Origin of the sequence: Arthrobacter sp. M2012083 (assembly GCF_000281065.1) — a bacterium.
Taxonomy (GTDB): domain Bacteria; phylum Actinomycetota; class Actinomycetes; order Actinomycetales; family Micrococcaceae; genus Arthrobacter.
This window is the reverse complement of record NZ_AKKK01000001.1, coordinates 79,445-97,683: the sequence shown is the minus strand read 5'-3', so window position 1 is coordinate 97,683 and position 18,239 is coordinate 79,445. Positions and strand designations below refer to the sequence as shown.

Below are 18,239 nucleotides of genomic sequence, written 5' to 3'. Positions count from 1 at the left end.
AGGAGAACCCCAAATGCCCACAGACCAAAGCAACACCGTCTCTCCGGATGGCGCAAGGAACGCCTCCGGGACCCAGGTATTGGTAGGCCCAACCCCGGCCGCCACGAACGCAGCAAATGCAGCAAAGAACGCAACGAAGAAAACGAAGCTTCGCCCGAAGCGCCGGCTGAAAGAATCCGACGTCAACGTGGTGAACAAGCCGATGCTGCGCAAAGCACTCGGCGGCACAATCGTCGGCAACACCATGGAATGGTACGACGTCGGCGTGTTCGGCTACCTCATCACCACCATGGGCCCTGTCTTCCTGCCCGAAGCAGACCCGTCGGTCCAAACACTCTTCCTTCTGGGCACCTTCGCCGCAACCTTCATCGCGCGTCCCCTCGGTGGCATCGTGTTTGGTTGGCTTGGCGACAAGGTGGGCCGTCAGAAGGTCCTCGCAGCAACACTGATGCTCATGGCGGCAAGTACGTTCGCCGTCGGCCTCCTTCCCGGCTACGCGCAGATCGGCATCTGGGCCGCCGCGTTGCTGGTGATCCTGAAGCTCGTCCAGGGCTTCTCCACCGGTGGCGAGTACGCCGGTGCCACAACCTTCGTTAGCGAGTACGCCCCGGACAAGCGCCGCGGCTACTTTGCCAGCTTCCTTGATATGGGCAGCTACATTGGCTTCGCCCTCGGTGCAGCCCTGGTTTCGGTCCTGCAGCTCACGCTCGGACAGGCAGCCATGGAGGAATGGGGTTGGAGGATCCCGTTCCTGATCGCCGGTCCCCTGGGTCTTATTGCCGTGTACTTCCGTAGCAAGATCGAGGAATCACCCCAGTTCCAGGCAACCCTGGACGCCCAGGAAGCCTCTGCCAAGGACGCGGCATCTCAGGATGCTGCCGTCGCCAAGGGACCCATTGGCATCATCAAGGCTTACTGGCGCCAGATCGTGCTGGCCATGATCCTCGCGGCCGCCGCCAACACGGTTGGTTACGCCCTGACGTCGTACATGCCCACGTACCTCACGGATTCCAAGGGTTACGACCCCGTCCACGGCACGCTGCTGACCATCCCGGTCCTGGTGATCATGGCTGTTTGTATTCCACTGACCGGTAAGCTCTCCGACCGCATCGGTCGCCGTCCCGTGCTGTGGATCGGCGCAGGCAGCACCATCGTCTTCGCCATTCCCGCCTTCATGCTGATCGGCATTGGCGACATCTGGTCCACACTGGCCGGCCTCGCACTGATCGCCTTCCCGGTGACGTTCTACATCGCCAACCTGGCTTCGGCCCTGCCCGCCCTGTTCCCGACGTCCAGCCGATATGGCGGAATGGGCATCGCTTACAACTTCTCGGTTGCGATCTTCGGCGGAACCACGCCGTTCATCGTCCAGGGCCTGATCGAAGGCACGGGCGACGACATGATGCCGGCGTACTACCTGATGGCCACGTCCGTTGTGGGCGCAATCGCCATCTACTTCCTGCGTGAATCCGCCCAGCGCCCCCTGCCGGGCTCCATGCCCAGCGTGGACACCCAGGCTGAAGCACGTGAGCTCGTAGCAACGCAGGACACCAACCCGCTCATCAACCTGGACGAAATGCCGTTTGACGGCCAGCCCATTGATGATGCCGTGTTCGGTAAAGGCAACAAGGACCTGACCCCCGCTTAGGAACTCTTTGCCTGCAACTTCTGCAACGAAATTCAGATAGTTCGCGGCAGCTAGCCGCCCACCGTAGCCACCAGCCCCAAGGCGCTCTCCTTGAGGTTGGTGGCTGCGGCTGTTAAAGCCCCAACTGGGCCTGCACCGCCGCACCAATGATCCGCGCACCCTCCGGGAAACCGCCCGGATTCGGGCCGGCGTAGTTGAGCCGGATGTACGGTCCTTCCGGTTCTGCGGGGAACCACTCCGTGCCCGCGGCAATCAGCACCCCGGCAGCCTCGCAGTCTTTGGTGAGCTGATCGACGTCGAACCCGTCCGGCATCCGCAACCACAAGTTCAAGCCGCCTTTGGGAAGGTGGCTGAGATGTGCCTGCGGAACATGCTCGCGGAGGCTGGGGACCAGCAGATCTCGCCGCGACTGCAGTTGATGGCTGAGGCCGCGCAGGTGCGTGTGCCATCCCGGCTGCGTGACGACGTCGAGTGCTGCCGCCTGAAGCAGGCCGCTGACGTACATCGACTCAGCGGCCTGCGCCCCCATGATGCGTTCGCGTGCCGGGCCCCGCGCGATGACGGCTGCGATACGGATGGACGGCGAGACGCTCTTGGTCAGCGAGCGAATGTAGACCACATGCCCGGAATCGTCCTTGGCCGCGAGCGGAACCGACTGCGCGGTAATACCGAAGTCGTGCGCCCAGTCGTCCTCCACAAGGAAAGCTCCGTGCCGCTGGACTATCCGGAGCACCTCTTCCCCACGTTCTGCCGACCACTGCGCTCCCGTGGGGTTGGCAAAATTGGGCTGCGCGTAGAACAACCGCGCCCCTGATTCCTCGAAGGCCCGATCCAGTTCTTCAGGGTCGGGGCCGTCCGGGCCGCTGGGGACAGGAATGACATTGACGCCCGCCTGGCCCGCCGCCAACAGCGCACCCCAGTAGCTGGGCGACTCCACCAACAGCGGTTGGCCGTGCCCCACCAGACCGCGAAAAATCGAGCTGAGTCCACTCTGGCTTCCGGGAAGAACGACGACGTCGCTCGGCTGGGGCGGCGTGACGCCCACCGGCGTTGAGGTACTGAGTTCCTGCGCGAACCAGGTCTGGAGTTCGGGAAGTCCTTGCGCCGGCGGCCGGGACAGGGCAGCGTCTCCCCTTGCGGCCCGTGTGAGGGCGGCGCGGACGAGTCTTTCGGGAAGGAGTTCGCGGTCCGGGTATCCGGAATGGAATGCGATCACGTCATTGGTAGCGCTCCGCATAGCGGCAGAGTTCAGTGGCCGCGCGGTTTGGGCTGCCCGCAAGGCTGCTGTTTGCCAGCCGTAGTCGGAGGGCCTGGCCGTACGGTAAGCCCGGACGAAAGTTCCAACGCCGGGCCGGCTCTCAATCAGGCCTTGTGCCGTGAGTGTTCTGAGGGCCTTCTGAACCGTGACGGGGCTCGCTTGGTACTCAGCAACGAGTTGGCGGGTTGATGGCAGCTTGCCTCCCGGCGCAGCCCCTGCGATCCATTCTTTTAATCGCGAGACGATCCGAGAACTGCTATCGTTGTTCATGAGTCCTAATAGTAGCGCTACTACACTTTTACGGCCAGTGGTATCCACGCGGACATCAACAGGTGTCTGGTGGGGCCTCCTTGGCGTCGTCGCTTTCTCCTTCACTGTTCCGCTGACACGAGTGGCTGTGGAGGGAATGTCTCCCCTGTTTATCGGCGCTGGCCGGGCAGTTGTTGCCGCCACCCTCGCAGCGCTTGCCTTGACACTGACTCGGCAGCGGTTTCCGCAGGGCATCCAATGGTTGCGGCTGGCTGTAGTTGCCGGGGGGATCGTAGTCGGATTCCCGCTACTGACAACGTTCGCGCTGACTAGTACCTCCGCCAGTCACGGAGCCGTGGTCATCGCGCTACTGCCCGCAGCCACAGCGACTGCAGCGGTGATCAGGGGACGGGAACATCCTCGTCCAATGTTCTGGGTACTGACCGTGGTGGGCGTGATCGCGGCCGTGGTATTCGCTTTGGTTCAGTCCGGTGGATTTGGTGCGCTGCACTGGGCGGATCTTCTGCTGCTGGGCGCAGTGGTGGCTGCCGCTATCGGCTATGCGGAGGGTGGGTTGCTCGCCCGGGAACTCGGCGCATGGCAGACCATTTCCTGGGCTTTGGTGGTGGCTGCGCCCGTGATGATCCTGCTGACGGTGGTATCGCTGGGCTCTGGCGTACCTTCTGCCACTCCCGTCCAGTGGTTGTCCTTCGCGTATCTGGGGGTGGTGAGCATGTTCCTCGGCTTCTTTGCTTGGTACAGGGGCCTGGCCATCGGACCCATGGCCCAGGTCAGCCAGATCCAGCTCGTCCAACCGGTCATGAGCATCGCCTGGGCCGGACTCTTATTGGGCGAGTCGATGACATGGACCACCGTGGTAGGCGGCCTTGCGGTGATCCTGTGCGCCGGCGCCGCTGTTCGCGTCAGGCTCAGGAAGTAGGAACCCGTGCGCCCGTGGCGACTCGGCGAGCGCAGCCGATGTGGAACGGGCACAGACCTCGTAGAATCGGCGCATGCGTGAGGTTCCGGTGGGGTCGATCCACCATCTTGAGATCTGGGTGCCGTTCCTTGACCGCGCAAGGGAAGAGTGGGGCTGGCTGTTGGGTGAGCTGGGTTATGAGCCATACCAGGAGTGGCCCACGGGGTGCAGTTGGAAGCTTAATGGCACTTACGTGGTGGTCGAGCAGACAGATGCAACCACCGCCACAACCCACCGACGCACTGATCCAGGGGTCAACCACATAGCCTTCCACGCTGGTACCCGGGAAAACGTGGACAGGATTCGGGCACTCGGGGCAGATGCCGGTTGGTACGAAATGTTCGAGTCGAAGTACCCGCACGCCGGCGGCCCGGACCATTACGCGGCATACCTGCTCAACACGGACAGTTACGAGGTTGAGTTGGTGGCAGGCTAACCGACTGCCTGAGTTATTTGGGCGGGACTGCCGGGCGCCACATGGCTACGCGGGGCCAGCGGGTCAGGCCCAACTCAGCCTCGTGCTTCATGAGGCGGCTCAGCTCCGGACCCCAGCTGCCGGCGTCGAGCACGTCGAAGCCGAGGCGACGATAGTACGGGGCGTTCCAAGGCACGTCACGGAAGGTGCTTAGGGTTTGCCGCTGCATTCCATGTCCTCGCGTCCATACGCGTGCGGCATGCAGCAGCTCCCGGCCCAAACCTTGGCGTGCTTGATCCGGGTGGACGCTGACCTGCTCCACGTGACCGTTGCCGTCAACGATGTCCGCCAACAGGTACGCCACCGGGTAGTCAAGCCCGTCGACGGAAACCCAAGCACGCCCGGCCGTGGCATAACTGTTCAGCTCATCGATGGAAAGGGGCTCGTCGTCGGCGATGGAGTCCATTCCCAAGGCCCGGAAAGCCTGGCCCGCGGCACGCTCGATGTCCTGCAGAATCAGCAGGTCGTCCGCATGCGCGAGCCTGATCATTGCCGCGGGTCCTGGGCTTGCGGGGTTTGGGCAACCAGGAACGCGTTGCGCTTCTCAATCAGGTTCTGCAGGTATCGGGCCAGAATCAGCTTTTCCACCAGCCTGCCCAGCGGACCAAATGGTGCAGCGAATTCCACGGTATCCACCATGAGGGTCCCGGTGCCGTCCGGCCGGAACTCGTGCGTGTGGCGGAGGTACTTGAAAGGGCCCTTCACCTGTTCATCGGAGAACGACGACGGTGCTTCCATCCCCGTGATGCGGCTGGTCATGCGGAACCGGACTCCGAGGTGCCAGGCCTGCCAAGTGACAGTCTCACCTTCCGAAATCAGGCCTGTGGTGACGCCGTCGATTGCCTTCTCGCGGCTCTGCGTCATGGACCCAACGTGGGCATCGATGTTCCGGGAAAGATCGAACAGTTCCTGCGGGGGCATGTTGGAGCGGGTGCGGCAGACGAAAGCGACGGGCATACCTCGATCTTCCCAGAACTTTTCCCGTACGCGCGCCGAAGCCCACTACGGGTTGTGACCGGGCTTATGGCGGCTTGGACGGCGACACTGCTAATTTTCAAAGACAAGCCTTAACTGATTGGTGGTGTTCCCCTGTGCCCGGATTGATGGTCCACGCCCGCGAACTCCACCGGCTGGGCCCTGCCAACAACGATCGCCTCTCGGCAGTGCGGGTGGCCCTGAGCGTCGCAGTTCCCGGACTGTTCCTCCTTGTCATTGGCCGTCCGGACCTCATGATGTACGCCGTTTTCGGTGCGCTGACCGGGATGTACGGGCGCAACGAAACGCATCAGCTGCGGCTCAAACACCAAGTCCAGGCTGCCCTGTTCCTGGTGGGCGGGCTGACCATCGGCGTGTTCCTTTCCGTGAACCACATCCACTCCTGGTGGTTGGTGCTGGTGGCCACCCTGTTTGCCGGGTTCGGGTCGCTGTATGCCGACTCCGTGCGCCTCAAACCGATCGGCCCGTTCTTCGGCATCCTCGCGTTGGGCGCCTGTGCATCCGTGCCCACCCACGTGGCATTCACGACGGCGGTACTCATCGGCGCCGGGTCCGCCGCCTTTTCGCTGATGGTCGGATTCAGCGGCTGGTTCAGGCGGCGCACGTGGGTCGCCGGTGCTGGCCGCGACGTTCCTGTGTTTCGCGGCCCGCAGCGTCAGGCTGCCCTGGTCCGGGCTGCTCTAGTCCACGCTGCACGCTATTGCCTCGCTGTCGGTACAGCTGGGGCCATCGGAGTGCTCAGCGGTAGCGGCCATCCCCACTGGGCCATGGCTGCCGCGGCCGTGCCCCTCGCGGGCGCCGACCTCCCAAGTCGCGTCCACCGGGGTATCCACCGCATCGTGGGGACGTTCCTCGGGTTGGGGATAGTCGCCGTCGTGCTTTTCCCCGGTCCGCTATCGCCGCTGCAGTACTTCCCCGGTCAAACCGCGGTGGTACTCGCTGTGCTGGTGGTTCTGTGCCAGTTCCCCACAGAGCTGTTCATGGCACGGCATTACGGGTGGGCCATGGTGTTCTTCACGCCGGTGGTCCTGCTGATCGCACAGTTGGCCGCCCCCATGGATCCGGGTGTGCTCGTCATGGAGCGTGCCATCGAGACCTTTGTGGGAGCCGTGGTTGGGATCGCGGTGGCTGTGCTGGTGCGGGCACCGCGGAGCCGGGTCAGTTCGTAACTATTTCAGTTCGCAACCACGAGGATGTTCGGGTGGATCTTCGTCAAGCCGCTCGACTCAAGCTCCTTGGTGTCATAGCGGTCGGCTACCAGGACAGCGGATTTCTGGTCCGGGCCACTGATTCTCAGCATCTCGCCCTGGATGGAGTCGGTGCAGCCGCTGTGCGAGAAGTATGGTTCCGCAGCTTCCACGATCAAACATGACGGATGGCCTTGCTTACCCTGCCCCAGGTAGTACTTCTTCCCGTTCGTTTCGGCGACCAACAGCACCTTTTCCAGTTCGAATTGCTCGAGGTTTAGGTCCTTCGGCGGAGTGTCGGCCTCGGTCGCCTCCCGCTCCAACGCCTTGAAGCCCGTGTAGTTGGTACCGGTGCAGCCGCTCAGTAGTAGTCCGCTTACAACCATGGCCACAATGAATGCCAAGGATTTGTTCTTCACAGCTCTGCCCCCTCAGGCTCGAATGAACTGTCATGGTAACCCGGACCTCAGATTCACGGTTCGAGCGGCCGCCGGGGTGGGCCGGAAGTCAGCTTTGCCGGCAGGATACGTGCAAAGAAACTGACCAGTTTGTACCGCCGCGTCGGTATGGAGACACCCTTGCCCTGGGCGTTGTCCTCCAGCCCCTCGCGCACCACACGCTCGGCGGTGAGCCACAAGAATCGGGGAGCAACGGATTTGTCCATGCCCATGCGATCGTGGAATTCGGTGTGGGTGAACCCGGGGCACACCGCGGTGACCTGCACGCCGGACTTTGCGTAAGTGATGTTGGCCCACCGGCTGAACGTCACTTGCCAGGCTTTGGCTGCGGAGTAGGTGCCCCTATTGGCGAACGCTGCCACGCTGGCAACGTTGATGATCCGCCCCTTCCCCCGGGCCAGCATGACTTCCAGCGCCGCGTGACACAGCTCCATGGGTGTCTGGACATGGAGCCTCAAGTGGCGGCGTTCCTCGTCCAGCTCATTCCTTTCGAACGATTTCAGCAACCCGATGCCGGCGTTGTTAACCAGGACATCCACGGGCCGTGCGGCGTCCCGCAAACGGTCTGCGACGGCTGAAACGCCGACGTCGGTGGTCAGGTCCGCGGAAAGAACCTCCGCGGAGATACTGAAGTCGCGTTCAAGCTCTTCGGCCGTTTCTTTCAGGCGCTGTTCGTCGCGGGCTACCAGGACCAGGTGGTGTCCGGCTTCGGCGAGTTGGCGGGCGAATTCCGCACCGAGCCCGGCGGTGGCCCCGGTAACCAGGGCGGTGAGTTCATTGGCTCGAGTCGTCATGCGCCTAGACTAGTACCCACACTGGAATTGAAACGATGCAAAGCCGCAAAGGATTCCCATGGTCAACTCTTTCCTGCAAGAGCCACTTGTCCTCAACAACAACGGGGCGTGGTGCTGGTTCCAGGACGAGCGCGCACTGATCGACTCCGCCGCTAACACGTTGCTGGTGGGCTCGGTTGCTGCCCCGGAAGGACAGGGTGGTGCGGAGCGTGGCGGCAACATCGAAGTTGCCGTGGTGAACCTTGCTACGGGCCAAAGCCGCGTCCACGTACTCCATGAAAGGTTGGAGGCCGATGACCACAACGCCCCGGCTCTCTTCATCCGGCCCGACGGTCGTTACGTGGCTATGTATGCCAAGCACAAGACGGACAACTATTCCCGCTGGCGCGTGTCCACCAAGGCGCACGACGCTTCCGAATGGGAGCCCGAGCAGCAGTTCGACTGGACGGAACTCGCCGACGGCCGCGGTGCCACCTACTCCAACCTCCACGCCTTAAGCGCCAAAGGCCGGGTCTACAATTTTGTCCGCGCCATCAACGACGACCCCACACTGATGATTTCCGAGGACGACGGCAGCACCTGGAGCTACGGCGGCAAGCTCTTCACCCGCCCCAAAATCGGCTACGTCAACGGTTACACCCGATATGTCAGCAACGGCACGGACCGGATCGACCTCATCACCACGGACCACCACCCCCGCGACTTCAACAACAGCATCTACCACGGCTACATCCAGGGCGATGCGCTCCACGACGCCGAGGGCAAGGTGGTCAGCAAGCCCGTCATCGGCTCAGCCGGGATCAACCAGGCGGCCCTGACCACCGTTTTCGAGGCAGGATCAACGCTCGACGGCGATGTCCTCACCCATGGTTGGACTACTGACCTTCGCCGGCGGGGCACGGATCTCGCGGCGATCGTCACGTGCCGGGCCAACGACGTGAACGGTCCGCTGCAGCGGGAGCAAATGCTCGACGTCGACGATCACCGCCTGCTGTACGCCCGCTTTGACGGGGTGCGCTGGAAGCTGCATCCCCTCGCCGTCGCCGGTCCCGGTTTGCTGCCGCACGAGCAGGACTACACCGGGCTGGGTGCTGTGGACCCGAATGATCTGGACCGGGTCTATATCTCTGCACCTGTGGATCCGAGGACGGGCAAAGCTACAGAACACTACGAGATCTACCGCGGAGTGACATCCGATGCCGGCGCGAGTTGGACGTGGGAAGCCGTCACAGAGGGATCCACCGTGGACAACCTCCGGCCCATGGTGGTCCCAGGCGACCCGTCCGTCCACGCAGTGTGCTGGTTCCGGGGATCGATGGCGTCCTCGCAGGCGTATGAAACTGAGATTGTGGCGCTTGTTGACGCGCCGAGGGGTTGGCTTTCGCCCCTTTCAACGCTCGAAAGTGCCGAAAGCCAACCCCTCACCGCAGGAACTTAGGCGAACTTGGCCAAGGGGTTCGCCAAGCGGCCCGCCATTTGGAGCCCACCGGAGGGATCCGAGATGTCGAGCATTTGCTGGTTGTTCCGTAGCTGCAGGCGGTTGAGGCAGGAGAGCTCAAATTCAGGTGCGAACAGGTCATGCATCGCGAACTGGTCCGCCAACTCCGGATGGCGCTGCTGGTACTCCCGCAGCACTGCAGCCGCAGTTCCCCAGAACTCGTCCTCGCGCAGCGTGCCGTCCTCCATAAGGATTGAGCTCAGGAAGCGGAAAATGCAGTCGAACACATCGGTAAAGATGGCCAGGACCATTTCTTCGGCAGGGATCTCGGCCTTGACGCGGGAGACTTCCTCAGGAAGTTCCAGCCGGTCCCCCATGACCACGATTTCCTCAGCGATGTCCTTCATGATCGCGCGGACCGGCACGCCGTCCTCAAGGATCAGGATGACATTCTCGCCGTGCGGCATGAAGGCAAGCTCGTACTCGTACAGGCAGTGGACCAACGGTACGAGATAGGCCTCGAAGTAGCGGCGGAGCCACTCGGTGGGTGCCAAACCGGACCGCTGAATCAGCGCGGACACCACCGATTCCCCGGAGGAGTCCACGTGCAGCAAAGATGCCATGGTGGCCAGCTGCTGCCCGTCCTTGAGCAACGGCAACGGACTTTCCCTCCACAGGGCCGAGAGCATCTTCCGGTAAGGGGATCCCTTGGCCGAAGCAGCCTCGTAGTAGTGGTTGTGGTAGCCAATGGCCGCGGTTTCACGGATCATGGCCAGGCCCCGGCTCTGGAGCTCCTGGTCATTGTCGATCAATTCCTGCAACCAGTCGTTGATGGCCGGCGTTGCTTTCATGTACTGCGGGGACAGGCCACGCATGAAACCCATGTTCAGCACGGACATGGCCGTCTTGACGTAGGCCTTTTCGGGGTTGTCCGTGTTGAAGAACGTACGGATGGACTGCTGCGCTTGGTACGAATCTTCCCCGGTTCCAAGGTTAACGATGTGGCGTTGGGCGATTTCTGCCGCGAAGGTCACCGTGAGCTTGTTGTCCCACTGCCACGGATGGACCGGCATGAGGAGGTAGTCCGCCGGATCCAGACCGGATGCTGACAATTCCGAGGTGAACCACGCAAGAGTCGAGGGCCCAAGTTCGGCCTCGAAGTGTGTCCGGTAATCCAGCCCTGCGCTGGAGGTGAACACTGCCTTGCTGCGGTGCACAGCGATCCACTGCAGCTTCACGGTGGCGCCGGTTTCCGGCGCAAACGCATGGTAGTCGGCAATCCCGAATCCAAGCCGGCCGTTGTTGGCCACGAAGCACGGGTGGCCCTCGGTCATGCTGTGCTCAATGGCTTGAAAATCAGCGGCACGGTCTGCGCCGCCGGTGATGCCCGCAGCCAACTGGGCAGAGTTGAACGGCTTGCCCTGCTTGTAGGCGTGACTGGCGAGCGTGCTGCTGATTTCCTCGAGGTACACAGGCAGCATTTCCTGGCGGATAGCCAGTGCCTCATGGAACTCGGCAATGAAGTCCAAGGCGTCCACAGGTAGCTCTTCGCCGTCTCGCAACCGAACGATGGATTCCGCGGATACGGACCAGTGTTCCAATTGCAGCAGCCTGGCGCGGAAGCGGTATTCCGTGGCAGCGTCATCGCTCACTACCTTGAAGAGTCCCACGCTGTCATCCTCCTCGCGGATCAATTCCGGCACCAGGATGCGCTCGTGCGAGAACTCAGCGATCGCCTTGCGGACCAGATGCCGATTGGCGATGGCCCAGCGCTCCGGGGTCAGGTGGCAAACGGGCGCGGCGAGATCATTGACAGTGGTTACGGTCTCTTCGATGGTGCCGGCAGTAGTGGTCACAGGGATTCTCCTCTGGTCGCCGCGGCAGGCGCGGCCAGAATCGGGGTCAGGGTCGCGAGGAAATCCTCGCGGGTGCAGAAGCTGAGCAGCCCCTGCTTGTGGTCCTCGGCGGGGTCGACGGCGGGAAGGGTCACCACGCCGTGCGGCCTGAAACCCACCTTCTCATTCAGGACATGGATCTTGTGGTTGCGGGCGTCGGGCTCGACGACCACCCGCCGGTTTGCCGGGTCGGCGAACAGTTCAGTCATGACAGACTGCATGACGGCGGTGGTGAAACCAGGCTGCGGCTCGCCATTGGGCGGTGACACCAGGAGGTGCATGCCGACGTCACCGTGCTGGACCTCGTAAACGTCCGCCAACGGCGATGACTCCGGGCGGTACCGCTCCATCAGGAAAGCGGGGACGCCGTCGTCGAGCCCCAGGAACGCTTGGTGATGGCCCGATTCGGCGATCTTGGAGTATTCCTCTACGACGTCCTGTTCGGTGGCCGAAACCATTCCCCAGAATCGCGCGTACTCCTGGCTCACCCAGCCGTGGAGGATAGGCGCGTCCGCTACGGGATCAACGGGCCGGAAGGTGAAGCTCATACGGTGGCTCCAGCGGTTTCGGGGACGGGTGCAGTGACTGGGGTCGGAGCGCCGAACTGCTGGAACGCGATGCTGCGCTCGATCGGGTAAACCTCGCGCCCGGTGATTTCGCGGAGGATGCATGAATTACGGTAGGCGGCCATGCCGAGGTCCGGAGTGACGAAACCGTGCGTGTGCAGTTCGGCGTTTTGGACGAAGATTTCACCCGGTTCCACGCCGGTCCCATAATTCCGCTCAACGTCAAAGCGGCCCTTGGCATCGCGACGGATCCGGTCCTGGATGCCCGCCAGGAAGGCGGGCTCCTTGTAGGTATAGCCGGTCGCGAGGACCACGGCCTCGGACTCCAAAGAGTAGTCGCGGCCATGTTCCTCATGGTGCAACTGGAGGGTGTGCGTGCCGGTGGCGGCATCCCAGTCTGCGGCGGTGAGCGACGAGTGAGTATGCAGCTGGGTGTCCACCATGCCGGAGAGGCTCTTGGTGTAAAGGAGATCGTAGATGTCGTCAATCAGGTCCGAGTTGATGCCCTTGTACAGGTTCTTTTGGCTCTTGATCAGCGAATCCCGCTGCTCGCCCGGCAGTGAGTGGAAGTAGTCAACGTACTCCGGCGAGGTCATCTCGAGCGTGAGCTTGGTGTACTCCAGCGGGAAGAATCGGCCCGAACGCGTGACCCAGTTGAGCTGGTAGCCGTAGACATCAATTTCTTGCAGCAACTCGTAGTACAGCTCCGCAGCGCTCTGACCACTGCCCACGATGGTGATGCTGCGCTTGGACTGCAGCTCACTCTTCCTCGACAGGTAATCGGCGTTGTGGAGGACAAGTCCACCGGCGTCGACTATTCCTGCACAAGAGTCCGGGACATACGGAGAGGTGCCGGTGCCCAGGACCAGCTTGCGGGCGCGAAGCACCTCAGCACCCCCCGGGCCCTGTACCGAAAGCCGGTACACGCCGTCGTCGTACGTCACATCCAGCACATCCGTGCTAAAACGAACGGACTCAAGCTGGCCGGCCACCCACTGGCAATACTGGTTGTACTCGGCGCGCAGCGGGTAGAAGTTCTCGCGGATATAGAAGCGGTACAAGCGGCCGGTCTGCTTCAGGAAGTTCAGGAACGAGAACGGCGACGTCGGGTCGGCGAGCGTCACCAGGTCCGCCATGAACGGTACCTGCAGGTGCGCCGGCTCCAACATCATGCCGGGGTGCCAGTCGAAGGACTCGCGGCGGTCAAGGAAAACGCAGTGGAGGTTGTCCACCGGCTCGCTCAGCGCGGCCAGGCCCAAGTTGAAAGGCCCGACGCCGATGCCTGCAACGTCGTAAATCTTGCCGTTGTCTTGGGTGCTCATGCTGCAGCCTCCATGGTGCTCGCCAGCAGGTTGTCGCCCGTACGGCGGATAAGTTCGATGATTTCCTGGATGTCCCTCAGGCTCGCCTCGGCGTTGAGGAGGGTGAATTTGAGGTAGTGGCGGCCAGCCACCTTGGTGCCGGCAACAACGGCCTCTCCGGAAGCGAAGATCGCGGCCCGGATAGCGGGGTTGAGGACGTCGGCAGCATCTTCATCGAGGGCTGCACCATCAACCACAGGGCGGTACCGGAAGACCAGGGTGCTCAGCTGCGGTGCTGCAGCAAGCTCGAACTCAGCATCGTCGGCCAGCAAAGTTCCTACACGGGCGGCGAGGTCGATCGCTTCGTCGAAGAGAGCGCCGATCGCGTCAGCACCCATGATGCGGAGGGTCAGCCACAGCTTCAGTGCATCGAAACGGCGGGTGGTTTGGATGCTCTTATCCACCTGGTTGGGGATCTCGGCCTTCGCCGCACTCTCCGGGTTCAGGTAATCCGCATAGTAGGTGACGTGGCCCATCATGGAGCCGTTGCGGACCAGGACAGCGCTGGAGCTGACGGGCTGGAAGAAGGTCTTGTGGAAGTCCACTGTAATGGAATCCGCCAAGTGGATCCCGTCCAGGAGGTGACGGTGCCTTCCGGAAACGATGAGCCCTCCGCCGTAGGCGCCGTCCACATGCAACCAGGAATCGTAGGCGCGGACCAAGGCGGCCATTTCGGACAGCGGGTCAACCGAACCGAAGTCCGTTGTCCCGGCAGTTGCCACAACCGCCATCGGTACCAGCCCGGCGTCGTGCGCTTCCGCCAAAGCAGTAGCGAGCCCGGTGGGGTCCATGCGGTGGTCTTCGGTGGTGGGCACTGCGATGACGGCATCGAAGCCCAGGCCCAGCATGGAGGCAGACTTCTGGATGCTGAAGTGGCTGTCCACGGACGTGAAGATCCGGAGCCGGTCAAGCAGGTGCGGCAGGCGCGCGTCCCCATTCGCGGCCCGCAGCTTGGCTACGGCATGATTCCGGGCAATCAGCAGGGCCTGGAAGTTGGACTGGCTGCCACCGGACGTGAACACGCCGTCGGCATCTTCCGTAAAACCGATCCGCTCGGCGGTCCAATCGATGAGGCGGCGTTCGATCATGGTGGCACCGGCGCTCTGGTCCCAGGTGTCCATGGAGGAGTTCACTGCCGAGAGCACGGCTTCGCCAACCAGGGCCGGAATGACAACCGGGCAGTTGAGGTGCGCCGCGTAGCGGGAATCGTGGAAGTAGATGGCGTCCTTGAGGTAGAGCTCCTCGAGCTCCTCCAGAGCCGCAGCCGTGTCCGGCAGCGGGCGTTCAAGATCCACCGCACCAACCTTGGCCTTCAGTTCCGCATGCCCGACGCCGGTGAACGGCTGGGCGGTCCGCTGAACTTTTGTTGAGACCGCATTGACCCCCTGAAGAACCTGAGCGACGTAACTGGGTGAATTTCGTGCGTTGAACAGTTGGTTTGTGGCAGCGAGGGCCAGTTCCACTTTGGAGCCAAAATCCTGCTCCGGAGCGATCCGCTCTTCGACACTAGGTGACGTCACGTCAGCTTCCTTCCATTGCGTTGGGGCGCTAGTTAGCAAGGCAAGCCTTACTTAGGTAAGCCTTTCCGTCAAACTTTTGTGATGTATTTCGCTGAGAAGGCGGTTTCTCGTGACTGGGCCGCCCGGAAATACGTCATTGACTTTTCTTCGGGCTGCTTTGGGTGCAAAATATGGCACTCTTTTTTCATCCGCCAAACGCTCTCGTGGGCAGTGCGCCGTCCTGATATCTTCCGAACTCCAGGGGGTAGAGTGCTAGGACTATCCGCTGCCCACGGTTGGGGGACCACATGAAGGACCACGCCCACGAGCGAATCGGCTTCCGCGAAATCGACGAGCATGGCAACGCCCAGCCCGCCATTAGCCCCCACGTGCCGGAGACTCCGGCCCCGGAACGCAAACGCGTCCAAGTCAATCCATTCATCATTGCTTTGTGGGCCTTGGACGCCGCCTTGGCATGGTTTGGACTATGGGCCCTCACTACGGCGGCCAGCGCAATAGTGAGCACCGCGCAACCTCAGTCCGCCGAGTCAGCCCAGACAGCCCAAATAAACTTCATCATGCTCTCCAACGCACCCTATGCACTCCTGGCTGCGTTGCTGATCACTGCCGCCCTGCTCTTGTGGCACGCAGTGCAATGGCAAAGAAAGCGGAACCTGCTTCCCTAGCGAAACGGTTCCCCAGGGAAGGGAACGGCAAGTTACTCGTTATTCGGCTCCCCCACCGGCTTTTCCGCGGGCCAGTCGACGTCCTGCTCGTAGCCCTCGTGCTTCTTCAAGTACGCGGCGATGTACGGGCAATGCGGGATGATGCGCTTTCCGGAGGCCACCACGTCATCCAGCGCAAAGTGTGCCAAGACTTTCGCAAGGCCCTGGCCGCTGAACCGGGGTTTTGTTTCAGTGTGAATGAAATCAATATGACCGGGCTTGTCCATGAACTGGGAGATCACGGCCAGCTCACCGTCCACATGCAGTTCATAGCGGTGAAATTTGTCGTTGCGCACCGTGGTGACGCCAGCTCGGAACGACTCTGCCAGTGAATCCGTGTACTCGGTCATGTTTCGAGATTGGCACGTAAATCCGGTGCTGGCAACGTGTGCCACCGCCCCCCGCGCATTTCAGCGCCTTCCTGCGTGGGTCGCGTCAGCACCGGCGTCGGAACCCTGCCAAGCAAAAGGACCGAAAGGGCAAAGCATGCCGCTCCCCCACCTAGCAGGGCAAGGGTCAACCCGTTGAAGGCGGCGTCCGCCACAGGGACTAAAACCACGACGGCGGCGGTCACCACAGCGGTACGTGACGGTCCCCGCGCGTGGCTGGCCGCCGTCGGACGGACTTCCAAACGACCAAAAAGCCACACTACCGGGATCAGCAGCACCAGCACGGCGAAGAACACTGGGATCCGTGCCCACCACCACTCTGCAGTCCCGGCCAACGGCTTGGGCACATCGGTGAGCAACAGCAACCCGGACATGCCCACCAGCAGCGGGAGGTGCCAGAGGTAGACGGTCATGGATCGCCGTCCCGCTACCGCAATGACTACCTGGACCCAACGGAGGTCCGCGATCCACCAAATGCCCTTGTGGAGCAGTTGAAGCGTCGCCGCCTGGGAAATGCCCAAGAGGAGCAGGCAAAAATTGGGCGGATTCAGGTTTACCACCATGTTCCCCGGGTACACAGCCACGCCGGTCACCAGTCCCAGCAGAAGATTACTGGAAACCACGGCACCAAGAAGCCAGCTGCGACTACGTTTCTCGAAGAAGCCATCAGCCATGAGGAAGCCCAGCTGCTGGACAGCGCACCACACGAAGATCATGTTTGCGAACGCCAGGACGGGAACAGCGCCGCGAAGGGAATCCACCGTGATGATCTCCGCCACGAGCACGGCGAAAGTCACCAGAGGCACGCGTTCGTGAAGCCGGGCCATGAGCGGGATGCTGAGTTGGGCCGTGAGGTAGGCCGCCAGGAACCACAGGGGCATTGCGGCCCCGGCAGTCATCAACTGGATGACTTGCGGGTGGACACCAAGCAGCAGCGCGACCCACAGTCCTCCCCACATGACGGCCAGCACAGCCATGGCCGGGCGGACCAGGCGCAGGAGCCGCAATTGGGCGAAGTCGAAGCCGGTGCCGCCGTGTGCCTTCAACCGCCGCCACGATTGCAGTCCGGTCACGCCGCCCAGGACGAAGAAAAGCGGCACAATCATGAGCCCCCATGCCACTGGGGTGAACCAGCTTTGCTCCATGAGCACGTTCAGGGTAGTGACAGTGCCGTCCTTGTGCAGGACGGGGCTGACCATCATGCAGTGAGCCGCGACGACCAGGAGCAGGCAGATGAATCGAACGAAGTCGATCGCCGGGTCCCGTTGCACAGCCGTTGCCTGGCTGGCGGGAGGATGCGCGTCCATCTCCATGGTTCTCCCTACAAGGGCACGCACCTGCGTGCTGACTCCATTGTCCGCCCGTGGGAGGGCTTGGGCCAGCAGGCAAGGCGGACAACCCCGCCGGTTGTCCACAAACTCGAAATGGCTCTGGACGAGTCGGGGAATCACCGGCAGGATCAGACGCATGACTACGTCGATTTTCGTGAACCTGCCCGTCAGCGACCTGGAGGCCTCCAAAGCCTTCTACACGTCCCTTGGCTACTCCATTAACCCGAACTTCACCGACGAGACCGCCGCCTGCGTGGTCTTCAGCGACACCATCTATGCGATGCTCCTGACCCACGCCAAGTTCAGCGAATTCACCAAGCAACCCATCGCGGACACGCACAATTCGACGGCTGCCATCGTCGCCATTTCAGCAGACAGCCGTGAGGAAGTAGATGACCTGGCGGCCAAGGCACTCGAAGCCGGCGGTTCCGAAACCTACGACCCCATGGACATGGGTTTCATGTACAGCCGCGCGTTCCGCGACCTGGACGGGCACCACTGGGAAGTTGTGTGGATGGACGAGGCCGCGGCCCAGGATGGTCCGCCGGAGCAGTAGCTCATTTGGCTTACCCCAACGTGGTTTAGCCCAGCGTCACTGCCAGCACGCCAAGCACGACGGCGAGCAGCGGCGTGGTGCCTTGGAGAACCGCGGCTCGGAGGTACTTTTTGCCGCTTGCTGCGAGCACGAGCGCGGCCAGGAGCATGGAACCGCAGCTGCTGAAGACAAGGGTCCAGCCCACTTGGGGCGCACCCATAGCCACTGCAACAATGCCGATCAGAGCGCCTACGGCCAGGAAGAGGTTGTAAAAACCTTGGTTGTACGCGAGCGGTTTGGTGGTTTCCGCGTCGGCCTGGGAGGTGATGCTGAAGGTCTTCCAGGTTTTGGGCTGTGTCCAGGTAATGGACTCCATGGTGAAGATGTAGACGTGGAGCAGGGCGGCGATCGTCGCAAAAATCAGGGAGGCCAGGATCATGTTTTTGATCCTAGCCT

19 protein-coding genes are annotated in these 18,239 nt (G+C 62.3%); 7 read left to right on the top strand and 12 right to left on the bottom strand.

Annotated elements, in window-relative coordinates; genetic code table 11:
* Positions 1–13 precede the first annotated feature (13 nt).
* A complete protein-coding gene (locus A477_RS0100505) occupies positions 14–1,648 on the top strand; it encodes an MFS transporter (RefSeq protein ID WP_017197088.1) in 1,635 nt (544 codons plus the stop codon).
* A 112-nt stretch (positions 1,649–1,760) separates the two neighbouring features.
* Here the strand turns inward: A477_RS0100505 and A477_RS0100500 are convergent, their stop codons facing one another.
* Positions 1,761–3,176, bottom strand: coding sequence for an aminotransferase-like domain-containing protein (locus A477_RS0100500; RefSeq protein ID WP_017197087.1), 1,416 nt, complete (start codon positions 3,174–3,176; stop codon positions 1,761–1,763).
* On the opposite strand from A477_RS0100500, the gene A477_RS0100495 reads away from it, so the two are divergent.
* Both A477_RS0100495 and A477_RS0100490 read left to right on the top strand, forming a co-directional pair.
* Positions 3,175–4,095, top strand: coding sequence for a DMT family transporter (locus A477_RS0100495; RefSeq protein WP_017197086.1), 921 nt, complete (start codon positions 3,175–3,177; stop codon positions 4,093–4,095). The genes A477_RS0100500 and A477_RS0100495 overlap by 2 nt on opposite strands.
* Before the next feature lie 73 nt (positions 4,096–4,168).
* A complete protein-coding gene (locus A477_RS0100490) occupies positions 4,169–4,570 on the top strand; it encodes a VOC family protein (protein ID WP_017197085.1) in 402 nt (133 codons plus the stop codon).
* 13 nt (positions 4,571–4,583) lie between these two features.
* On the opposite strand, the gene A477_RS0100485 is transcribed toward A477_RS0100490, so the two are convergent.
* The gene (locus A477_RS0100485) at positions 4,584–5,099 is read right to left on the bottom strand and encodes a GNAT family N-acetyltransferase (protein ID WP_017197084.1); all 516 of its coding nucleotides are present in this window, start codon (positions 5,097–5,099) and stop codon (positions 4,584–4,586) included.
* The gene (locus tag A477_RS0100480; protein ID WP_017197083.1) at positions 5,096–5,566 is read right to left on the bottom strand and encodes an SRPBCC family protein; all 471 of its coding nucleotides are present in this window, start codon (positions 5,564–5,566) and stop codon (positions 5,096–5,098) included. Before A477_RS0100480 ends, A477_RS0100485 begins: the two co-directional genes overlap by 4 nt.
* Before the next feature lie 74 nt (positions 5,567–5,640).
* Between A477_RS0100480 and A477_RS0100475 the strand changes: the two genes are divergently transcribed.
* The gene (locus tag A477_RS0100475; protein ID WP_017197082.1) at positions 5,641–6,774 is read left to right on the top strand and encodes an FUSC family protein; all 1,134 of its coding nucleotides are present in this window, start codon (positions 5,641–5,643) and stop codon (positions 6,772–6,774) included.
* A gap of 5 nt (positions 6,775–6,779) precedes the next feature.
* Here A477_RS0100475 and A477_RS0100470 read toward each other — a convergent pair whose 3' ends face one another.
* Together A477_RS0100470 and A477_RS0100465 are read right to left on the bottom strand one after the other, a co-directional pair.
* Positions 6,780–7,211, bottom strand: coding sequence for a hypothetical protein (locus A477_RS0100470; protein ID WP_017197081.1), 432 nt, complete (start codon positions 7,209–7,211; stop codon positions 6,780–6,782).
* Between the two features lie 53 nt (positions 7,212–7,264).
* Positions 7,265–8,044, bottom strand: a complete 780-nt coding sequence (locus A477_RS0100465) for an SDR family NAD(P)-dependent oxidoreductase (RefSeq protein WP_017197080.1) — start codon at positions 8,042–8,044, stop codon at positions 7,265–7,267.
* Positions 8,045–8,102: 58 nt separating this feature from the next.
* On the opposite strand from A477_RS0100465, the gene A477_RS0100460 reads away from it, so the two are divergent.
* Entirely contained in the window at positions 8,103–9,482 is a 1,380-nt protein-coding gene (locus tag A477_RS0100460; protein ID WP_017197079.1) for a BNR-4 repeat-containing protein, read from the top strand.
* Here A477_RS0100460 and A477_RS0100455 read toward each other — a convergent pair.
* Genes A477_RS0100455 through A477_RS0100440 form a run of 4 tightly spaced genes read right to left on the bottom strand, consistent with a single transcriptional unit; the run spans position 9,479 to position 14,824 of the window.
* Positions 9,479–11,317 (bottom strand): IucA/IucC family protein, encoded by a 1,839-nt coding sequence (locus A477_RS0100455; RefSeq protein WP_044567999.1) that lies wholly within the window; start codon positions 11,315–11,317, stop codon positions 9,479–9,481. The genes A477_RS0100460 and A477_RS0100455 overlap by 4 nt on opposite strands.
* 17 nt (positions 11,318–11,334) lie before the next feature.
* Positions 11,335–11,925, bottom strand: coding sequence for a GNAT family N-acetyltransferase (locus tag A477_RS0100450; protein ID WP_017197077.1), 591 nt, complete (start codon positions 11,923–11,925; stop codon positions 11,335–11,337).
* Positions 11,922–13,265, bottom strand: coding sequence for a lysine N(6)-hydroxylase/L-ornithine N(5)-oxygenase family protein (locus A477_RS0100445; RefSeq protein WP_017197076.1), 1,344 nt, complete (start codon positions 13,263–13,265; stop codon positions 11,922–11,924). Before A477_RS0100445 ends, A477_RS0100450 begins: the two co-directional genes overlap by 4 nt.
* Entirely contained in the window at positions 13,262–14,824 is a 1,563-nt protein-coding gene (locus A477_RS0100440; RefSeq protein WP_017197075.1) for a pyridoxal phosphate-dependent decarboxylase family protein, read from the bottom strand. Before A477_RS0100440 ends, A477_RS0100445 begins: the two co-directional genes overlap by 4 nt.
* Positions 14,825–15,111: 287 nt before the next feature.
* Between A477_RS0100440 and A477_RS0100435 the strand changes: the two genes are divergently transcribed.
* Positions 15,112–15,489 carry a hypothetical protein gene (locus tag A477_RS0100435; protein WP_017197074.1) on the top strand — a complete coding sequence of 126 codons (378 nt, stop codon included), beginning with the start codon at positions 15,112–15,114 and terminating at the stop codon, positions 15,487–15,489.
* 32 nt (positions 15,490–15,521) lie between these two features.
* On the opposite strand, the gene A477_RS0100430 is transcribed toward A477_RS0100435, so the two are convergent.
* Both A477_RS0100430 and A477_RS0100425 read right to left on the bottom strand, forming a co-directional pair.
* On the bottom strand, positions 15,522–15,878 hold the full coding sequence (locus A477_RS0100430) for a GNAT family N-acetyltransferase (protein WP_017197073.1): 357 nt from the start codon (positions 15,876–15,878) through the stop codon (positions 15,522–15,524).
* Positions 15,875–17,230 carry an acyltransferase family protein gene (locus A477_RS0100425; RefSeq protein ID WP_017197072.1) on the bottom strand — a complete coding sequence of 452 codons (1,356 nt, stop codon included), beginning with the start codon at positions 17,228–17,230 and terminating at the stop codon, positions 15,875–15,877. The genes A477_RS0100430 and A477_RS0100425 overlap by 4 nt, the downstream gene beginning before the upstream one ends.
* 154 nt (positions 17,231–17,384) lie before the next feature.
* On the opposite strand from A477_RS0100425, the gene A477_RS0100420 reads away from it, so the two are divergent.
* Positions 17,385–17,804: a VOC family protein gene (locus tag A477_RS0100420; RefSeq protein WP_017197071.1), complete on the top strand. Its 420-nt coding sequence runs from the start codon at positions 17,385–17,387 to the stop codon at positions 17,802–17,804.
* Positions 17,805–17,829: 25 nt separating this feature from the next.
* On the opposite strand, the gene A477_RS0100415 is transcribed toward A477_RS0100420, so the two are convergent.
* A complete protein-coding gene (locus A477_RS0100415) occupies positions 17,830–18,222 on the bottom strand; it encodes a DUF1304 domain-containing protein (protein ID WP_017197070.1) in 393 nt (130 codons plus the stop codon).
* Positions 18,223–18,239 lie beyond the last annotated feature (17 nt).